This is a genomic window from Reichenbachiella versicolor (genome assembly GCF_003171675.1).
Lineage (GTDB): Bacteria > Bacteroidota > Bacteroidia > Cytophagales > Cyclobacteriaceae > Reichenbachiella > Reichenbachiella versicolor.
On record NZ_QFZQ01000001.1, the window covers coordinates 1,124,563 to 1,145,443 of the forward strand.

14 protein-coding genes are annotated in these 20,881 nt (G+C 36.0%); 11 read left to right on the forward strand and 3 right to left on the reverse strand.

The window, feature by feature from the left end; translation table 11 throughout:
• Positions 1-14: 14 nt before the first annotated feature.
• The 3 genes from DKG80_RS04560 to DKG80_RS04570 all read left to right on the forward strand — a co-directional run bounded on the left by DKG80_RS04560 (position 15) and on the right by DKG80_RS04570 (position 5,048).
• A complete protein-coding gene (locus DKG80_RS04560; RefSeq protein ID WP_109830091.1) occupies positions 15-1,022 on the forward strand; it encodes a FecR family protein in 1,008 nt (335 codons plus the stop codon).
• Positions 1,015-2,187, forward strand: a complete 1,173-nt coding sequence (locus tag DKG80_RS04565; RefSeq protein WP_109830092.1) for an STN domain-containing protein — start codon at positions 1,015-1,017, stop codon at positions 2,185-2,187. Before DKG80_RS04560 ends, DKG80_RS04565 begins: the two co-directional genes overlap by 8 nt.
• 263 nt (positions 2,188-2,450) lie before the next feature.
• Positions 2,451-5,048, forward strand: a complete 2,598-nt coding sequence (locus DKG80_RS04570) for a T9SS type A sorting domain-containing protein (RefSeq protein ID WP_109830093.1) — start codon at positions 2,451-2,453, stop codon at positions 5,046-5,048.
• A 502-nt stretch (positions 5,049-5,550) separates the two neighbouring features.
• Here DKG80_RS04570 and DKG80_RS04575 read toward each other — a convergent pair.
• Positions 5,551-8,064 (reverse strand): methyl-accepting chemotaxis protein, encoded by a 2,514-nt coding sequence (locus DKG80_RS04575; protein ID WP_109830094.1) that lies wholly within the window; start codon positions 8,062-8,064, stop codon positions 5,551-5,553.
• Between the two features lie 438 nt (positions 8,065-8,502).
• On the opposite strand from DKG80_RS04575, the gene DKG80_RS04580 reads away from it, so the two are divergent.
• The 8 genes from DKG80_RS04580 (at position 8,503) to DKG80_RS04615 (ending at position 15,417) form a co-directional block, all read left to right on the forward strand.
• Entirely contained in the window at positions 8,503-9,585 is a 1,083-nt protein-coding gene (locus DKG80_RS04580) for a hypothetical protein (protein WP_109830095.1), read from the forward strand.
• A gap of 2 nt (positions 9,586-9,587) precedes the next feature.
• Positions 9,588-10,499, forward strand: a complete 912-nt coding sequence (locus tag DKG80_RS04585; RefSeq protein WP_109830096.1) for a DNA/RNA non-specific endonuclease — start codon at positions 9,588-9,590, stop codon at positions 10,497-10,499.
• Positions 10,500-10,686: 187 nt separating this feature from the next.
• Positions 10,687-11,883: an L-2-hydroxyglutarate oxidase gene (lhgO, locus tag DKG80_RS04590; protein WP_109830097.1), complete on the forward strand. Its 1,197-nt coding sequence runs from the start codon at positions 10,687-10,689 to the stop codon at positions 11,881-11,883.
• A gap of 114 nt (positions 11,884-11,997) precedes the next feature.
• The gene (locus DKG80_RS04595) at positions 11,998-12,927 is read left to right on the forward strand and encodes a PLP-dependent cysteine synthase family protein (protein ID WP_109830098.1); all 930 of its coding nucleotides are present in this window, start codon (positions 11,998-12,000) and stop codon (positions 12,925-12,927) included.
• Positions 12,927-13,349, forward strand: a complete 423-nt coding sequence (locus DKG80_RS04600; protein ID WP_109830099.1) for a M67 family metallopeptidase — start codon at positions 12,927-12,929, stop codon at positions 13,347-13,349. The genes DKG80_RS04595 and DKG80_RS04600 overlap by 1 nt, the downstream gene beginning before the upstream one ends.
• Positions 13,350-13,360: 11 nt before the next feature.
• Positions 13,361-13,639, forward strand: coding sequence for a MoaD/ThiS family protein (locus DKG80_RS04605; protein ID WP_109830100.1), 279 nt, complete (start codon positions 13,361-13,363; stop codon positions 13,637-13,639).
• Between the two features lie 3 nt (positions 13,640-13,642).
• A complete protein-coding gene (gene moeB, locus DKG80_RS04610) occupies positions 13,643-14,782 on the forward strand; it encodes a molybdopterin-synthase adenylyltransferase MoeB (protein WP_109830101.1) in 1,140 nt (379 codons plus the stop codon).
• Between the two features lie 209 nt (positions 14,783-14,991).
• A complete protein-coding gene (locus DKG80_RS04615; protein WP_109830102.1) occupies positions 14,992-15,417 on the forward strand; it encodes a DUF2141 domain-containing protein in 426 nt (141 codons plus the stop codon).
• Between the two features lie 167 nt (positions 15,418-15,584).
• Here DKG80_RS04615 and DKG80_RS04620 read toward each other — a convergent pair whose 3' ends face one another.
• Together DKG80_RS04620 and DKG80_RS04625 are read right to left on the reverse strand one after the other, a co-directional pair.
• Positions 15,585-16,040, reverse strand: a complete 456-nt coding sequence (locus DKG80_RS04620; protein ID WP_109830103.1) for a response regulator — start codon at positions 16,038-16,040, stop codon at positions 15,585-15,587.
• Between the two features lie 12 nt (positions 16,041-16,052).
• Complete coding sequence (locus DKG80_RS04625) at positions 16,053-20,510, reverse strand: PAS domain-containing protein (protein WP_109830104.1); 4,458 nt, start codon at positions 20,508-20,510, stop codon at positions 16,053-16,055.
• Between the last annotated feature and the right edge of the window lie 371 nt (positions 20,511-20,881).

Consider the following 20,881-nt stretch of genomic DNA (forward strand, 5'->3'; position numbering starts at 1 on the left):
GTAATAGAAGAGATATGAAAGGTAAAATACCAGCACATAGTACCGAAGATATGAACGAATATTTGATCGTTTCTTACTTGAATGGTAATCTCACTGATGCACACCAGATCCAGCAAATGGAAGACTGGTTGTCAACTAAAGAGAATCTCCAAGCAGCACGAGAAATATACAAAGCTTGGGAACTGTCTATGCTAGCAGTTCCTACTTCGTCTGACACGGCTAAGGCTTATAGTCAAGTGTCTGACAAGTTGAATATTGGCAAGAAAACAGCACGTGTCGTTTCACTATGGTGGTATGCTGCAGCTGCTTCAGTGGTATTGGCCGTTGGTTTGGTTTTTTCACTTCAGACAAAAGAGGAAAAGTTTACCACACTATCATCCGCAGAGCAAAAAGAAGACTACCTACTACCAGATGGATCTCAAGTAAGTCTGAATAGTCAAAGTTTGTTGAGCTATGTAGAAAACAATATGACTGATGCTGATCAGAGAGTGGTAAAATTAACTGGAGAAGCATTCTTTGAAGTAGCACATGATCCTGAGCATCCTTTTATCGTGCAAACCAATGACGCTGAAGTAAAAGTACTGGGTACTAAATTCATGGTCACTACCGATCTCAATAGTCCAACAAAAGTGCTCGTAACAGAGGGTAAAGTACAAGTAACCTTTAAAGAAACAGGAAAGGTGGTAATACTTGAAAAAGAAGAAGAAATAGCGCTAGAGACTTTAGACAATAGTAGTGAAGAAGATGTTGTCGTCAAATCTTCAGATACCAATCAGCTGTATTGGAAAACAGGAGTGATGAAATTTGAACATGCGACACTGGAAAAGGTTTTTCAAACGCTCTCCGAGGAATTTGACACGACGATAGTATCTGACAACAAAAAGATACTTGCTTGTGATATCACAGCTACTTTCAAAAAGAAATCTCTGGACACAATCATAGAGGTGATAAAAAATATTCATCAGTTGGAGAGTCGAACAGATGATCAAGTCATCATTATAAGTGGTGAAGGCTGTGAATAGAAAAACGCTCGTTTTTTTCCTTCTTGTATTTTCGATTCAGGCACAGGCGATTGCTCCAGGTAAGAAATCTTTTTCTTTTCAGTCTGTTCCGCTATCTGAAGTCATCAAAACAGTCGTGGAGAAGTTTGGTGCTTATGTATCCTATGACCCTAAGATTTTAAAGAATCAGCCTCCGGTAACCTTGAAATTTAGTTCTTCAACGCTGGCGGATGCTTTGAATAAGATATTAGCAGATAGATTTGACTACACAGTATTGGATGACTATGTCGTCGTCAGAGCTGCTAAAAAGAAAGCACCACCACCATCAGTACCTCCTGTGATCAGGACTAAAGAGGTTATTGTCTATGATACTATCGTAGTAGAAGAGACAAAAGTCATCTATGATACAGTAGAAGTGGTAGAGCGTCGACAGGTCTATGATACGCTAGTAGTGCAAAAAGACGTGACAGTCTATGATACGATTAAGATCATAGAAACAGTAGATGTTTCCCTAAATTCCAAGGGAATCAAAAAGAATGAAATGTCTGTTTATTTGGCTTCTGGCTATTGGACACTTGAACAATCTTCCGAAACCGTGAGGCTTCCAGGCGTTTCTCTTGGCTATTCTTATACTTATTCATGGGACAAGTTTCATGTCAAAGCAGGACTAGAGTATAATTATAGTATTCAAGATCTAAGCTATTCTAAATTGGAGACTATTACGGAGGTGGTAGTCGATACGGTGTCTACTTTCTTCATCTTAGAGGATGGTGAACGGAAGCCCAGATATGTGATCGAATCAAATGAGGTCTCTACGGATCTAATTCGTGAAGTAAATAAAAATCATGCTGTACATAGACTATCGGTGGTAATGGCCATTGGAAAAAGATTTCAAGTCAATCAAAAAATTAATATAGGAGTCAATGCAGGGACTACATTAGACTGGGTATTCTATACAGATAAGATTCAAGGGGATGTAGCAGAAGAAGCAGTACTCATAGAGTCGTATGAAATTTGGGAGCCGTGGCAAAATATTCTGATCGAATTACCAGTTAGGTTTCAAAAGAAAAACGCCTACGAAGGTTATTACATCGCACCTTCTGGAGAAGTGATGATTCGCAATGAAAGCATTGATTCTTGGTTCGACAGATACCGATTAGGTTTAAAATTGGGAATATTTTTTTAATAAAAAACCATAGTATTATCAATGCTAATTATTTGAACTATAGCTTGTTGTAAAGAACTGTTTCAACAGCATCATTCATCAAGAATAAAAAATCATAAATATTAGAAAAAAGAGTAGGGGATATGGAACCGCTTCGGGTTCTTAGAGCGACAAACGAAGCTCCTTGATAATTAGAAAGGGGGGCTTCAGAATTTTAATTAAAAACGACAAGAAAGTCGAGATTTGAACCGAATGGGCTAGTGCCCTTAGATTAAAAAGCATTTATGAAAATTCTAAACTCTACCGAACTCAGAAACAACATAGCATTGATAGCTATGGTGTACCTTATTTTATCAGCATGGCTGATGCAATCTGCAAATGCTGCGTCAACTGATCCTTGTGATGCTGCTTTTACCTATACGATTGATAAAACATCTACAGGAAACTGGATTTACACTTTTTCTACTGACTGTGATAAGTCGAATATTTACTGGACTTTTAATCATGCAACAATAGGACGTCAAGACCTTGGATATGGTAAGGAGTTTCAACATGTTTTTTCAGAAGCTGGGGATTGGAATGTAGCTCTTTTTATAGATGGAGGGCCTTTTAAAGATGTTCAAACTATTTCAGCTCCGGACCCTTCAGAATGCTTTATCAATGCTTCAGACCTAGGGTTTCACTCAAGTTCTTCTCCAAGTCCTTCAGAAAGTGCACTATTTCATTATTATGTAACGGCTCCTTCCTCCGTTATTAATCCTAAATATACTTTTGACACCGGAGATGGAACAGTTTATACTAGTCTATTGGACAGTCATGATCATTTAGCCCCCATTTTTCATAGCTATCCTGTAGAAGGAACTTTCAATGCATGTTTTTCAATCACTGATGATGCTGGTTTTTCTTGCACCGTATGCGAAGAAGTAGATGTAGTCGCTAAAACATGTACCTCTTCATTCGACTATGAAACAAATGATAGCGATCCGTTTCTATACAAGTTTACAGCGCAGGATATAGACTCAGATCTAAAATACACTTGGAGAGTGGATGGAGAGATAGTCAGTAGTAATTCAATTATGGACTATAAATTCCCTAAGACAGGTACATATGATTTGGAGATGTTTTCCTTGAATGAAACTACAGGTGATCTTTGTGTATCTACAGAGTCTGTGTATGTAGTAGGTTGTAATACTGGTTTTAGTTATACAATAGATAAATCTTCTACCGACAACTGGATATATACTTTCACTGCAAATTGTACAGAGTCAAAAATCTACAATTGGTTTTTTGCTAGTGAAGATGGTAGTTCTATTGAAGCTTTATATGGTCAAGAAGTAAAACATGTATTTGCCAAAGGAGGTAATTGGGATGTATCTCTTTCCCTAGATAGAAGGACTCGTGAAGAACAGATAGTTACAGTGCCAAACCCTAAAGAATGCTCTTTTATTGTGTCTTACGTAGACTTGTCGTTTGTAAGCTCTCCAGAAGGGGAGTTGAAAGGGAATTACATACATTTTAATTTAGCTGTTCCCCCTAATGATAAGGCAATGCAGTATTCATTAGATCTCGGAGATGGTAGAATTTATACTGATGAGCAATTAAAAAATAGTACCGGACAGCTACACAATATATTTATTCCTTATCGTGAAGATGGCGTTTTCACTGCATGCTTCTCAGCGACAAACAATAATGACTTTTCTTGTGAATTATGTAATGATGTCGAAGTAGTAGCAGAACCCTGTGGTACATTATTCAACTATAGTCAGGATGAACATAATTCTTTGAAATACACATTTATTGCTGATAAACCTAAGGACATAGACAGTAGTACGACTCCTTTCTTATATGAGAAGAGATATTCATTCATCTGGAGAGTAAACGGAGAAACTATAACGAATACTGATTCAAGTTTTGAGTACGAATTTCCGTCAGCTGGCAGTTGGAAAGTGGAGATGTTTATGTTTAATGAAAATACAGGGGAACTTTGCACAGCATCTGAGACAATAGAAATCAAGCCTGAAGGAAACCTCTATATTCAAGGAGAACTATTTGCTGATTTGGTTCCTATAGATGGGGGTAAAATAATACTTTATAAATTAAAAAATGACAAATGGGAAAGAGTTCATGAAGAGCTAGTTTCGAATGGAGAATTTAAATTTAAAGGTTTGGCCAAGGGAAAATACCTTATTCACGCTAGAGGAGATGAGTTCATTCATCAGGCTTTTATCCCTACTTATTTTGTGAATGGAATAGGGTGGCAAGATGCTTATGAAATTGATCTAACTGGATCTGCCGAAGATATTAAAATCACTTTGATTCGATCACAAAACGAGATAGAAGGTCAGGGGAAATTGGCGGGTCGTATCATCTTGACAGATCTGACGAATATAAATGATACTGAGGCTGTAGTTATATTAAAGGACCGCCAGTCACAGAGAGCAGTAAAATGGACAGTATCAAACCAAGACCATGATTTTAGTTTTGATGAATTACCATTTGGTAGTTATCAAGTAACATTAGAAATGCCATCTCACTCTGTTACTAAGAACTTTGACATCACAGAGAGTCAACAGAGTATAGAAGACATCCAATTGAAGCCGAGTGATGTACTTGGAGTTGATGAAACTATTTTGACTACGATGGAAGTATATCCCACAGTGATCACTGACCGTCTTTTCATCAGTAATAGTGGATATGCTGGTGAGCAGTTCGAATTGGAACTAGTCAATATTTTAGGAAACACTACGTTGAAGGAAAAATTACGTCTAAATAGACAAGAAACTGTTTCATTGCCTCTTCCAGCTATGGAACCAGGAGTGTATTTTCTAAAAACAAAGAATCAAGAAGGCAAAGCTGTGACTATAAAACTTATTAAGCAATAAGTGGTCAAGAACCATAGCAGCAACATTTTTGAGACCTGTCATAGACAGGTCTCATTTTTATATCTAGCTAAACCTGTCATTCTGAAAGTGTCAATTTGCAAAATAAGAAATGTAAATTCTTTATTTAGTCAGAATTATTTAATAGCCAAAGGCTTAGAATTGTCTTGGAAAGTTTATTTCATCTAGGCTTGAGAGGTTAGGGCTTTAACTCCTAAAATCATTTACCTGCGACTAAAACACCTATATCTTTTGAAAAACTATTCGATTCATATTTAGACTCTCCTTACCTCAGAATAGTAATTAATGCTATGGAAGAGTTTTAACAATCTTAATTAAATCCGAATTCTACACTAAAAAACCTATTCAAATGCTGAAGAATTTCAAATCAGTTGATTTACAAAGTATTTATCAATCAGCATAGCAGTGTTACTTCTCTTTTGCAAAACTTCAGATGTACTACTCATTAAACTTTTCATACAAAGTGCTAATGGCTAAATAAAACTTAAGATTGGTTCAATTGAAAGTTTTTCATTTTGTCCATCAAACCATTCGCTACATCTGTCATTTGCTTCGATTCATCCTTATATTCCTTCATTCCGGATGATAAATGCGTGGCACTGGCAGCGATTTGTTCAGTTCCAGTGGCCGTTTGTTCAGCAATGACGACTATACTTTCGATAATGTTTACAAGGTTGTTCATGTCCTCAATTTGTTTTCCAGAGGAAGAAAGAATTTCTTCTGAGAAAGTGAAGGTACTTGTAGTAGATTCTGATATAGCTTTGAATACTTTAGAAGCTTCTTTAGATGCAATCTCACCATTCTTTACATTTTCAAGCATGTCCTTGATTACATTACTAGCACTCTGAGTATCTTTTTGTACTCCGTCTACTAAACTTTCAATCTCTTTGGCAGACCCTCTAGAATCTTCGGCTAGTTTCCTTATCTCTTCAGCCACAACAGCAAAACCTCGACCAGCATCTCCAGCTTGAGCCGCTTCTATTGCGGCATTCAATGCTAATAGGTTGGTTTGAGCAGCTATTTCTGTAATCACGTTAAGAACTCTACTGATTTCTGAAGACCTTTTTGTTAACTCTTCGATAGAAGTAGAAGTCAATTGTGAAGACTTAGATATACTATCCATACTGGAGTGGATTCTTTCAGCCATCTCTACACCTTCTTTACTTCTTTGAAGACCTTTATTAGCTGCTTCATTGATAGAAGTGGCTTTATTCCCCATTTCACTAGAAGACCTCATTACCTCTTCGACAATATGAGAAGACTCTTCTATTTTAGTTACCTGAGAGTGTGCACCACTACTCATTTCAGAAATAGCTGTGGCAATATCTTGCGTAGTATTGGCCATTTCCTCACTTTTTTGAAATGCTTCAGAGCTCTTACTTTTCACTATAGATGAACCACTACTGATCTGTTCTATTAGAGTGTTTAAGTTGTTGAGAGCCAAGTTAAAGTTCATTGCTAGTGTTTTAATCTCTCCTTGAGCATCTTGATCATAGCGCAAAGTCAAATCACCTTTTGCCATAGCGTTAACGATTTGATTAACTGCTTGTACTGGCTTTGACATAGTCTCCAAAAGACTATTGGTCAAATCACTTAAATCACGCCATGCACCTAACTTATCTTGACTAGGAACTCGATTACTAAGGTCTCCCTCTTCATCCGCCTTGAGAATTACTGTTTTGGTTTCATCAATAACAAGTTTGAGATTATCACGCATGTCTGTTAGAGACTTTCCAAGTACATCATGCTCACTAGCAGGCGTGTATTGAGTATCCAAATTTCCACTTTTGATGGCTTCAGAAAACTGAGCCTTTAACTTAATGTCATCAATAAGGTAATTTAGTGAACGAGCCATCGAACCTATTTCATTGCTACTCGCTTGATTGAGCTTACTCAATGTATTTACTTTTCCTTCTGACAATTCCGTCAATACAACACTGGTATCATTGATTGATTTACTTATCGGAATAGATATTTTCCAAATTACAAAAGCTAATACACAGAACCCAATAATGGCTACCATCAGAGACCACATGAATGTTTGATTGTAATAAGCTGTAATCTCTGACATAGGAACTATAGTGGCCGCAGACCAGAATTTACCTGATCTTCCTAACTCCACAGGTGCGAAGAATAAGAATACTTCTTCTCCAAACTTATCATCATATATAGTTGCTGAAAAATCTTCTCCGTTTTGTATTCTTTTGACAATATCAAAAGACATTGAATTAGCAAATTCAAGATCGTTAACTGATGATTTGACTACGGACGAATCTTTATGACTGATGATGACGCCTTCATTAGTGATAAGGAATGAGAAGCCCTGTTCATAAAATTCCAACTTATACATATCTTCAAAGTCTTCCAGCGTCAAGTCCGTACCTACGATTCCTAGAAACTCACCATCTTTAAGAATAGGTGCTATAGGGGAGCAGCCGAATATGGAATCATTGCTATTCGTAGAATAATCATAATCTGCCCAAGTATATGGTTCAGAAATTTCCTCCTTTCTCTCTTCTTTGATCCTTAAATAAACGCTACCCGGGGTGTCACCTTCTGTGTTTGCTAATTCTGAAGATGTTTGCAACTGACCATTTCTAGTATAATAATTTAATCTTTGTCTACCGTATGGCAATTTCCAAGTGGAATCAATTGCACTAAGCTCCCAACTCATAAATACTGCCTCATACTTTGGAGTACTTCTAAGAACACTCTCTAGTAAGTTGGCAGTCAATGAGTCACGCTCTTCACTAGGCTTGTCAACATAGTTGTTTAAGATATCTGCCATGGTTCTTGCCACAGCAATGTCTTCGTTGAGTCGAGCTTTTACATCATTTGCTTTGAGATGAGCGTATGTACCCGCAAGTTGCTTAGCTTCCCGTATAGCTGTTTTTCGCAGATTGTAACTGATATAGCCAAAAGTGGTCAAAAATGTTAATAATGCTGTTCCTAAAATAAACAACAGCATTTGTTGCTTTATACTAAAGTTCCAATTCATATATCTATATTCCTAATGGATACTTACCATTATGACTGTGAATCACAACGTTCATACAACTGACGTTATGTGGTAGGTTGATATTGATTGGTGGATCAACTTCAAAATTAGCATTAATATTTAGATCAAAAAGAGTTCTTAGTATCTAGTTGGTATATGTATTTTCTCTCCGTATGAAAACGAATGTTTTACCCTGCAATTCGGCAGGATATATTTGAACAATTACGAAGTTAGTCTCTTTGGATCTGATTGCACTTCAAAATACTTATAACAGATCTCTTAACTAGATGATTTCTATTTTAATTGTGAACTAAAGTTTACTATAGTTTTCGGAAAACTATTTCTAAAAACCGTGTTAACACATTCATAATATGTAACTTGAGATACAATCGCTTCAACTATTTAATTTTAAATGACTTATTAAAATCACCACCTAATATGAAAACCACCTTATCCCTAGTAGCTTTCATACTACTATCTGGCTTTTATAGTTATAGTCAAAATCGTACGATCCCTATAATTGACGGAGTCTATTTAGAAACAGATTCTTCCTTTCAATCTCTTGATAACACTAGAATAGTAGATGGGGCTGTCATTGCCTTTGATATCCCAGGAATTCATGATTACATTGAAGAGAATGCGTTAAATATGAACAATATTTCTTTGATGATGGACAATATAGTTCTTCAAGAATTCCCTGCATTCATGCTAGATCGAGAGTCCGATTTATTGATGTATACATTTTATGAAGATCAATTGTCTACTGAAAACAGTTTGGCTCTATATCAACTCAAAGGACAATCTGAAAAGAGAGTTTTGATCGGTTTGCGATTCAATGAAAAACAGTTCGTCAACCACCATGAAAAGGTGAATCTGTATTTATCTCAAGTAGAAAAATGGGGAACGTTTGGATATTGGGTAATAGGACTTGTTTCGATACTTTTTATATTCCTATTGTATAAATACCCTTCTTCTATCAAGGATACTCTGAATTATTCTCCAGAACAATTGGCAAAAATATATGGTTTGGATGAGCAGACTTGCATGCTCAATGTGAGTTATAGTTTCAGTAAAACTCAACTAGCTTTTTGGATTTTGGTGATTACCGCAAGTGCGATCTACATATGGGGATTTACTGGACATTTGGATTCTTTTAATTCCACAGCCTTTTTGTTATTGGGAATCAGTGCTATCACGACTGGAGTCGGTGTTACGATTAATCAAAAAGAAGATAAAGAAACTAATGCCTCTACTAGTGACGATCAAGATAATTCAGAAGAACATAAGAAATTAATTGAGTTTCGCAGATCTGAAGGTTTTGTAAAAGATATTCTTTCTGATAACTCTGGAGTCAATCTACATAGATTACAAGCATTGATATTCAACATCATATTCGCAATAGCCTTTCTTAAAACCGTATTGATAGACTATCAGATGCCAGATTTCAATGAGACTCAATTGGCTCTACTCGGGCTGAGCAATGGAACATATGCCTTCCTTAAAAACAAAGAAGCTAAGTGATCATGAAACGTTTAATCTTACTCACTATCAAAACACTTCTTATTCTAGGAATGTATCCATGTCACGCACAGTCTTCTTATCAAGATTTATCAGCTCAGGAAAGGAAGTATTATGACGAACACATATATATGGGACAGCCAGATGATTCTAAAGTGTTTGTCAAAAACGCTTTTGTTTTTAGGTATAATCATGAACAAAGAATCCCTGTTTGGTCAGCATATCACGTAGTTCCTGATTACCTGAATACGCCATCGAGAAAGAAGAAGTACAAGAAATTTAGAAAAGACCCTGAGATACCAAATGCTGTTGTGACAAGCGATTATACGGGATCAGGATATGCTAGAGGGCACTATGTACCATATTTTGTACTTGGAGGAGATCGTGATAAAGATGGGATTTACTCTGATTTATATGATGATAGTAAAGACCCTCAAGATGACCAAACTGTATTTGAAGGGAATATGATGACCAATATAGCACCACAGGATCATAATGCGTTGAATGGGGCTGGAGGTCCATGGTATGCTCTAGAAACGAAGATTAGAACAAAGATGATTCCTAAACTCAAAGAGTTACACCTAATAGTAGGAGGTATCGTAAGCGATCCAGATAATTATGAGCAAGTAATGCATCGTCAATCAAAACCTACAGGCATAGCTATTCCCGATAAATTCTATCAAGTAATAATTTATCAAGACCCGATTTCAAAAGAACATATGACAGCAGCATTTCTTTTTCCTCATGTTAGGGAGAGATATGAATTACCTTATCAGGAGACTTTAGATTATATGGTGCCTGTAGATTCAGTAGAACTATTGACTGGTTTAAACTTCTTTCATGAGCTTGATGATACTGAAGAAGACGCAATAGAGTCTGAGACGAATAGAGGTTTTTGGGAGGGTTTCTTTGAATAGGCTTGGTACAGGATGTTTAATTGTAAATGATCCTAAATAGATCCTTATTTAATTAGATAGTATGAAATTGTAACTCTTTGTAAGGGGGAATATGTAAACATCCTGACCAAAGTCTCTTGTCATGGCGGTAACTCATACTTGACTACAACCTCTTGACTGCATAAATTCGCACCCAAATCACAGATGTATGCAAGATGTAATCGTCATAGGAGGGGGGATAGTAGGATTAGCTACTGCTTACCAAATCAAAACTAAATCTCCAGATACTAAAATCACCATTCTCGAAAAAGAAGATCGAGTAGCAAAGCACCAAACTGGTAATAACAGTGGAGTAATACACTCAGGGCTCTATTATAAGCCTGGTAGTTTAAAAGCCACTAATTGTATCAAAGGCTACAATATGCTTTTAGATTTCTGTCAAAAAGAGGAAATTCCTTATGACTTGTGTGGTAAAATAGTAGTGGCAACTGATGAATCAGAAACTGCATACTTGGATATTTTAAAAGGTCGTGGTGAACAAAATGGCTTGACAGGCTTAATTTCTTTGGACTCTAAAGAAGCACTGCAAGAATATGAACCACATGTCAATGGCGTAAAAGGAATTTATGTCCCTCAAACAGGTATTATTGATTATACAGCAGTCTGTGAAAAGCTCAGAGACAAACTTCTGGAACAAGATGTAGATATTGTATTCAATAGTAAAGTTTTGAGCATCAAAGATTCTCAGGATTCCCGAATGGTGGAAGCTTCTTCAGGTTCTTATGAAGGTAAAATAGTGGTCAATTGTGCTGGATTGTACTCTGATAAAGTGGCTCACATGTCACCTACTAAACCAGACTTAAAGATCGTTCCTTTCAGAGGTGAATACTATGAATTGAAAGAGGATAGTAAGCATCTGGTAAAGAATTTGATTTATCCAGTGCCAGATCCAAATTTCCCATTCTTGGGAGTACATTTTACAAGAATGATCAATGGTGGAGTAGAGGCAGGTCCAAACGCAGTGTTGGCTTTCGCTAGAGAAGGGTATAAAAAATCAGTCATTAATGTACCAGAGTTGCTAGAAACATTAACATGGCCTGGTTTCCAAAAAGTGGCAGCTAAATATTGGAAAACTGGTTTTGGTGAGATGTATAGATCGTTCTCCAAAGCTGCATTTGTCAAAGCTTTACAAAAGCTGATGCCGGAGATTCAAGAGTCTGATTTGAAAACAGGTGGAGCAGGTATCAGAGCACAAGCCTGTGGTAGAGATGGAGTTTTATTTGATGACTTTCAAATCTATGAAGATGAACACTTTGTGAATGTTTGCAACGCACCTTCTCCGGCTGCTACTTCTTCGCTTGCGATAGGTGATACAGTTTCTGAAAAGATTATCAATAAGTTATAACACCTTGGCAAGGTTGCTAGTTTAAAATACAATAACGTTTATATTGTGATTTGGTAACAGCTGGCCATTAGTTTCGTTGTTACTGATTATTCAATTGATAACCATATATCTTAAATGGAATCATCTCAATCATCTACTCTTGTAGATAGAGTGCTCAAGCTAGGTAGGCAAATTGGTAGTACACCGCTGTTTGAAATCAGTCATTTATCTCCCAAACCATCTGTCAAGATTTATGCAAAGTTGGAATGGATGCAGTTTGGTAGTAGTGTCAAAGCAAGACCCGCTTACAACATTATCAAAAATGCTATAATTGAAGGAGAGCTTGGGCAGGGCAAAACGCTATTAGATGCCTCAAGTGGAAATACAGCAATAGCTTATGCATCGATTGCCGCTCAATTGGGTATACCAGTAACTATTTGCTTACCAGAGAATGCTTCTTGGGAGCGAAAGAGGTTACTTAAAGGACTCGGAGTCAATATCGTTTATACTTCCAAATTTGGTTCTACCGACGAAGCTCAGCAGAAATCAGAGGAATTAGCTAAAGCGTATCCTGATAAATACTTTTTAGCCAATCAATATGGCAATCCATATAATTGGAAATCACACTATGATGGGACTAGCGAAGAGATATTGAAGGAATTAGGTGATCAAATAACGCATTTTGTAACTGGACTTGGTACTACTGGCTCTTTTATGGGAATTAGTAAAAAGCTGAAAGAAAAAAATCCAGATGTAAAAGCTGTGGCACTACAACCTGATAGCGCAATGCACGGCTTAGAAGGATGGAAAGACATGGAGACAGCAACAGTTCCTAACATTTATGACAAGTCCAAAGTGGATCAATTTATTTCAATTGATACATTTGATGCTTATGATACCTTGAAGGAAGCTGCTAAGCATGAAGGCCTTATGCTCAGTCCTTCATCTGCTGCTAACCTTACAGGAGCTGTCCAACTAGCAAGTGAAATAGAAGAAGGAACTATTGTGACATTGTTTCCTGATAATGCAGAGAAGTATAGTGAAATCATTAAATCACTTTTTTGATGCAAATCACTGTAAGTCAAGAAATAATGGAAAATATGAAAAAGCATGCTTTAGAGGATTTTCCCAATGAGTGCGTAGGTTTTATGATCGGAGATTATACTGAAAACGAGAAAACCGTGCTTGAATATCTCAGAATTAAAAACAGTCAAGAAGGAGATAAGAGAAGAAGATTTCAGGTAAGTCCATCAGATTATATCAAGGCTGAAAAACTAGCCCTTGAGACAAAAAGAACTTTACTCGGTGTACATCACTCTCATCCTCTTCATCCAGCTATTCCTTCAGAGCATGATTTGAAACAAGCACTACCATTCTTTTCGTATATCATTTCGTCTGTGTCAGATACAGAAGTGAGCAATGTAACTTCATGGAGTTTAAATGATGCGGGAACTAAGTTTGAAGAAGAGACTATCACCCTAAACTAAGATTACACAACATGGCAAACATTATTATACCTACACCACTCAGAAAATTCACAGGTAATGAAACCATAGTAAAGGTCGAAGGTGATACAGTCAAGGCTTCGATTGATCAATTGGTATCTAAATTTCCTGATTTGAACAAGCATATTCTAGATGCTGACGGTAATATCAGAAAGTTCATCAAAGTGTATGTGGGTGATGAAGACATCTCAACACTTAATAATGAAAATACAGTAGTAAAAGATGATACTACAATTGGAATCATACCAGCAATAGCGGGAGGAAAAAAATAAAGAATGTCTACAGGATTTTCAAAAGAAGAGTTAGAACGATATAGTCGTCATTTAATCATTCCTGAATTCAATATTGAAGGTCAGAGAAAACTCAAAGAAGCTAAAGTACTCGTTATAGGAACAGGCGGTCTCGGCAGTCCAGTACTTTTATATTTAGCAGCAGCCGGTATTGGTCATATAGGTATTCTTGACTTTGATGTAGTAGATGACTCTAATCTACAAAGACAAGTATTGTTTTCTGTAGACGATGTGGGTAAGCCAAAGGCTGAAGTAGCCAAAGCACGCCTCGAGAAGCTCAACCCTCATATTGACTTTACGGTTCACAATGAAAAACTTACCTCTGAAAATGCTTTGGAAATCATCAGTCAATATGATTTAGTAGCAGACGGTACTGATAATTTTCCTACGCGGTATTTGGTCAATGATGCCTGTGTGATATTGGGCAAGACCAATGTATATGCTTCGATATTTAGGTTTGAAGGACAAGTTTCCGTTTTTAATTATCAATACGAAGATGGGACTTTTGGCCCCAATTACCGAGACCTTTTCCCGACACCACCACCTCCAGGTTTAGTGCCGAGTTGTGCAGAAGGAGGGGTTTTAGGCATTCTCCCAGGTACAGTTGGTTCATTTCAGGCCAATGAGGTGATTAAAGTTATTAGTGGAATAGGGGAGCCTTTGGTAGGAAGACTATTTCTCTATGATGCCTTGAGATTCGACACCAGAACTCTTAAAATCAAGAAGAATCCAAATACTCCAAAGATTGAAGAACTGATAGATTATCAACAATTCTGTGGAATTGGTGGTAAGGAAGATGTGGTAGCTAATGTTAAAGAAATTTCGGTTTTAGATCTTAAGAAATGGAGAGAAGAGGAAAAAGACTTTCAGTTAATCGACGTTCGTGAGCCATACGAATATGATATTGCTAATCTAGATGGGGAACTTATTCCACAAAAAACTGTAAAGGATCGTCTATCAAAAATCTCTTCCGATAGGGATGTCGTGATCCATTGTAGGAGTGGCAAGCGTAGTGCCGAAGTCATCGAATCTTTAGAAGAAAAGGGTTTTAGAAACCTGTACAATCTTAAGGGAGGCATTTTAGCGTGGGCTAATGAGATAGATGCTAACATGGCTAAATATTAATGCGATGAGCCTGACTAGTACAAAATGTTAGTTATCAGTGATCTAATAGCAGCAGAATGGATGTATGAGAGTCCCTCAGATAGGCAGTTCATGGATTAAGGTTGATTGTTATACCATAGCACGGAAGAAAATGAACTATATTATGGTTTTAACGGTATAGCAAGTAGAACTATAATGAAGTTAAATTGAGATCATTTCTGTTGTATTGTATGCTATTCATTGTTAGTGGTTTTGGTAATAGAAGTTCAGAATTTGATCAGCTAACCGTGCACTTAGAGAATGTACAAACCACGAAAGGAAAAATCGTAGTAGGTATCTATATTGATTCAGATAGCTGGTCCAAAAGAACCCCTATAAGAGAGTGTTACTTTTCCAAACAGGATTTGAAAGAAGGTCGAATGACTATAAAAGTTCCAAATTTAGCTTATGGCACCTATGGTTTGGCATTTTTAGATGATACCAATGGCAACAGCAAAATTGACTTTGGATTGCTATTGCCCAAAGAAGGTTTTGGTTTCTCTAATTATTATCACAGTTCATTTCTATTACCTAGATTTGATGATTTCAAATTCCAGTTTCCTAGAATAAACGATGTGCATGTCAAATTTCGATATTTGACAAAAACAGATTCTTAAACCTACTTTATAATCAAGACTTAGTGAAACAACTGATTTGAAGTTGATTAGACTAAGAAATAATATCCTAATGTATAAAGTAGGTTTGTAGTATTACTAATTTTTGAGTCTAAAATTGAGTGTTAATTTAAATGTCGTACAAGTTTTTATCATCTATTATGACTGATTTATTGAGTTTTAGAATCTAGAGAAGAATGATGGTTCTGATTAAAATACTTATTCATTAAATCTATAAGATTCTGCTCTGTCAAAGGTTTATTGAAGAAGTCTTCAACATTCGAAAAAGAAAGCGCTCTTTCTCGGTCTTTCTCAAGAAAAGAAGTCGTCAACATGAAAATCTTAGAATACTCTATGATGGATTCGTCCAAATCATGATAACCTTCTAAAAACTCAAAGCCATTCATACCAGGCATGTTAATATCTAAAAATATAGCCTCAGGAGAAGGGTAGGGTTCATCGTTTGATTCATATTTCCCTTGTCTTGTTATATAATCTAGACCTTGTTTTCCATCAGTGACCGTATATATTTGACGAGCAATACCTGTACTATTGATAATCGCTCGATTGTAAAAATTCGTAATATCATCATCGTCGATGAGTAAAATACAGTTAAGTTTTTTCATAGTTAGCTGAATTTATTTTTCTGCGTACACTTTTATTTTTTCCATGTAAACCTTGAAAGTAGAACCTTTACCCACCTGACTTTCTACTTTAATTTTACCTCCATTTCTTTCAATAGCTTTTTTAGTCATATATAGACCTAGTCCACTACCTTCTACACCGCTGTGAGCTCGCTTAAATAAACCAAAGATTTTATCCTTATCTTTTTCTAGGTTAATTCCCATTCCATTATCCTCTACCGATATACATAAGTATCCGTCTTCTTCCATAGTTCTTACTTGTATTACCGGAGGTCGATTAGGGTCTTTATATTTTATGGCATTACTAATCAGATTCAGTAGAATACTTCGAATGTACATTTTAGGAAAAACGGCAACCGGAAACTGCTTAAAGTCTTTTTTGAAAGTAGCACCAGTCGCTACTATATCAAACTGTAGCTCATCTAGAGTTTCTTGATAAAGTTGCTCCAATGAACAATTCTCACTTTCTAAAGTTTCATTATTTACCTGTACAATCTGAGCCAAATCCTGAATAGTACTTTTAGCTATCTCTACGGATTTGCCAATCCATTTTACTGCCTCTTGGCTTTGTTCACTATCTATTGTTTTATCTGCCTCTATAAACCTCATAAAACTCTCGATATTGGTTATCGGAGACTTTAGATCATGTGCAGCTATGTAGGTAAACTGCTCTAGATCCTGATTTGTTTTTTTGAGCTGTTGTTCTGCCATTTTTAATGGTGTAATATCAATATGACTTCCTACCATCCTAACAGCTTCACCATTTTTATCCCATTCTATCACCTTACCTCTGCAATACACCCAAACCTCAGAACCGTCTTTGTGATAATACCTAACCGTATTGTCGTATGGAATTTCGCCTTTAGAATTTATATGTTTCTCAAAGCAATCTAAGGTGATTTTAAGATCGTCAGGATGAATGTTTTGTTGGCGCCAGGCTGGTGTATTTTCTATTTCGTAGTCTTTGTAGCCAAACATAGCCTTGAAAGTAGGACTCATGTACTCATAGTTTTTCTTAAGATGCCAATCCCAATATCCAGCTAATGTTCCTTCGATAATGGTATCGTAAATCATATTAGCTTCTTTAAGTTTATTTTCTGCTTCCTTTATCTCTGTAACGTCAGTCGCTATTCCGAGATTTCTTAGGACTTTTCCCTCGTTGTCTCGATCAAAAACCGTATCAATGGATAGAAACCACCTATATCCGCCATCCTTGTGTCTCATTCGGTACTCAAGCTTAAGAGATTCTCCATCTTGCATGCTATTCATTTTATCAAAATGAACTCCTATTCTATATAAGTCTTTTGGATGGCATACCATAGCTATGAATTCTACCCCATAGTATTGTATTTCTTCTTTGCTATACCCGAGTGCTGTACCTATTTCTAAATTGGTATACTCATTGGACATGGTTTGTTGATTAAATACATATATGATACTAGGTATTAGGTTAGTGACCTTATCCTGAAAGTATTTTGCAGTTTTTAATTGATTTTCTGCCAATTTTCTATCGTGGATGTCTGAGATAGAACCGGCCATACGAACCGGTTTTCCTTCTTCATTTCTAATTACATTACCTCTTCCTCTAAACCACCTGTATTTCCCAGATTTAGTTCTAAATCGGCATTCTACATCGAAAGGAATATCTTTTTCGAAACAATTTTTTTCGGACTCAATAGCCATTTCCAAATCCTCAGGATGTAAAAGCCCAGCCTTAAAAGTCTCTAGACTAGGTTTTATTTCTCCTTCCTTATAACCTAGTAATTCATAAAACCTTGGTGACCACCATTCATCATTCTTATTGACATCCATCCAATCCCAAACTCCATCGTTAGTACCTTGTATAGCTAGTTGAAGTCGTTCTTCGTTAAACTTTAACTTTTCCTGTTGCTCTTTTAACTTTAATTCAGCTTTTTTAATCTTAGTGATGTCAACAAAAACGACCACTATCCCATCGATAATGTCTTTGAGTGTACGAAAAGGTAGAACCTTTTTCAAGAACCATTTATTCCCAGCTTCATTAACAACCTCTTCTTCAATAGGTAATAGGGTTTTCAAAACTTGATTCGCATCACTCTCAATATTTAGCTTATTGGAAAACAGACTAATAGACCTACCAATGTCTTGGTCTAGTAAGTCAAAATGTTCTTTCAGAGCAGGTGTAAATCTTCTAATTTTCAGTTCTTTATCTAAAAACAAAGTACCTATCTCTGTACTTTTCATCAAGTACTCCATATCATCATTGACTGATGCTAGTTCTTTATTTTTAATTTGAAGCTCTGTATTAACAGTGTGAAGTTCCTCATTGACTGATTGTAATTCTTCATTAGTACTTTGAAGCTCTTCATTAGAAGCTAATAGTTCCTCATTTGTAGCTTGTAATTCTTCATTTGAAATCTCTACTTCTGCAACAGTTGATTGAAGATTCTCCTTGGTCTCTTTTAGTGCAACTTCCAGCTCATTGATTCTAAATGACTGGTTAGAATTTATATCCTGTAGATCAACTGGACTCTTTGATATTGAATGATCTACTGCTTGATTAAAAACCAAAATACAAGTCTTTCTTTTACTCAAAGGGTCGAGTGATATAGGCTTGGCGAACAGCTTGATTTTTTTAATTTGATCATCTATTCTGACTATGAGATTGGGTTTATTAATTGTAGCATTTTGTTTGAAAGCTTTTCTTAATACTGATGTTACCTCATACAAGATGCCTTCAGGCATCATTTTTTGAATGTTCAGTATTAGCTTATTATCAGGAAAGTTTAGGTATTCTTGATATTGTCCTAAAGCTTGTAATATCTCGTAATTTTCATCTACCAAGACACAAGCTGCGTCTGACTCTTGAAGAAGCGCAGTACATATTAATTCAAAAGTTTGATTGACCTGGCTAGTGATTCTTGAAGATTTGTTTGAGCTTAAGCTCGACTTTTTTTGTATATTATACGAGCTCCTAAGAGTAGGTTGCTTAGTAGGACTAAGGCTTTTGAATACTTTCCATTTCTTCTCGATAGTTTCAAAAGATACAGCTAGATTTTTGTTAATACTTTCACTTGGTCCGAGTATTAAATAACCATTTAGATTCAAGGCAAACTGAAGAATCGAAATAACTTTATTTTGCAATATTGGCTGCATATAAATCAGCATATTTCTACAAACTGCTAAATCTATTTTATTGAATGGAGGATCATTAGTTACATCATGACATGCAAAAATCATGGATTCTCTAATGCTAGGTTTGATGTAATACATGTCCTCATTCTTAATAAAACAATTGTCTAATAATGAACGAGGAATTTCAGAAACAATACTCTTATGATACAAGCCTTTACTTGCTAATTCAATTGATTCAGAATCAATATCTGTTGCAAAGAGCTTGAAAGTAACATCAAGCTGATTTTCCGAAATATAATTATGAATTAAAACAGCAAGTGAATATGCTTCTTCTCCAGTAGAACATCCCACCACCCATATTTTAAGTGGTTTACCTTTGTCTTTTTGTTTAATTAATTTGGGAATTATTGAGGTTTCTAGAATGTTGAAAAGGTGTTCATCTCTAAAAAACCTTGTTACACCAATAAGAAATTCTTTGGACAAAATCTTTATCTCGTTGTCATCTTGAATTAAGAAATCTAAGTAGGAAGTGATAGTAGTGAACTTATTTACACTCATCCTTCGAGAAATTCTCCTTATTAATGTTGATCGCTTGTAAAGTGTAAAGTCAATATTAACTCGATCTTTGATAATACTCAGTATCCTCAAAATCATTGATTCCTGATTACCTATACCAAGATCATCATCAAGAGAAGATATGACAGGATGATTAACATACTCTACCAAGTCATTAAACAATTCGTGTGCAGGTAAGACATAGTCAACTACTCCTGTATCAATGGCACTGTTAGGCATTCCATCAAACTGTGCCGTATTGGGGTCTTGAACCATAGAAATACCACCATAATTTTTTATGTCACGCAACCCTATAGCTCCGTCAGCCCCTGTACCTGACAAAACAATTCCTACAGCTCTTTCTCCTTGATCTTCAGCTAGAGATTTAAAGAATACATTGATTGGTAGGATTAGTGAATGCACTGGAATCCTGTCGGTCAAAAAAAGACATCTATTTTTAATAGTCATTACCTTTTTACTTGGGATTAGATAGATGTTTCTAGCTAAAACTTCCATCCCTTCTTCGGCTTCATGAATAGGTAAATCGGTATTTTTTGACAGAAGCTCCTTCATCAAACTTTTATGATCAGGAGATAAGTGCTGAACAATTACAAAGGCAAAATTTCCAATTTCAGAAATGCTGTCAAAAAAGAGTTGTAATGCTTCTAGCCCTCCTGCTGAAGTACCAATTCCTACAATATACAGTTCTGATTTTTTTCTTTCATCGTTAGAGGTTTTTGTTATAGTTGGTATTGGCTTTTTAGTTCTTTCAAAAAGTGACATAAGTTGATTGGTTCTATTAAGTAGGGAAGGAGAATTAGAGCATATTAAAAAGTTACCTTTTTTTACATGACAAACAAAAGGTGATTTTGCCTACCTGAGCATTTAAGGATAGAAAAACCTTGATTAGAGCTTAAATTACGTGTTTCCCTTAGTATAACTAAGTAGTGAAGTGAACGCCAGTCGGATGGTATTGGAGGTAAAGTAGAGGTTTAAAAAGAATGAAAAGTTAGCCCCTTGATTGAAGTAATGAATGAAGTCATTTTTTACTGCTAATCGCAGTTAAAGTAATTATTAAAGTCCCATCAAAACGCTGATTTATCGACCTTAAAGTATTACTGATAATAAACAATAATCATTGCCTTTCTTTAGGC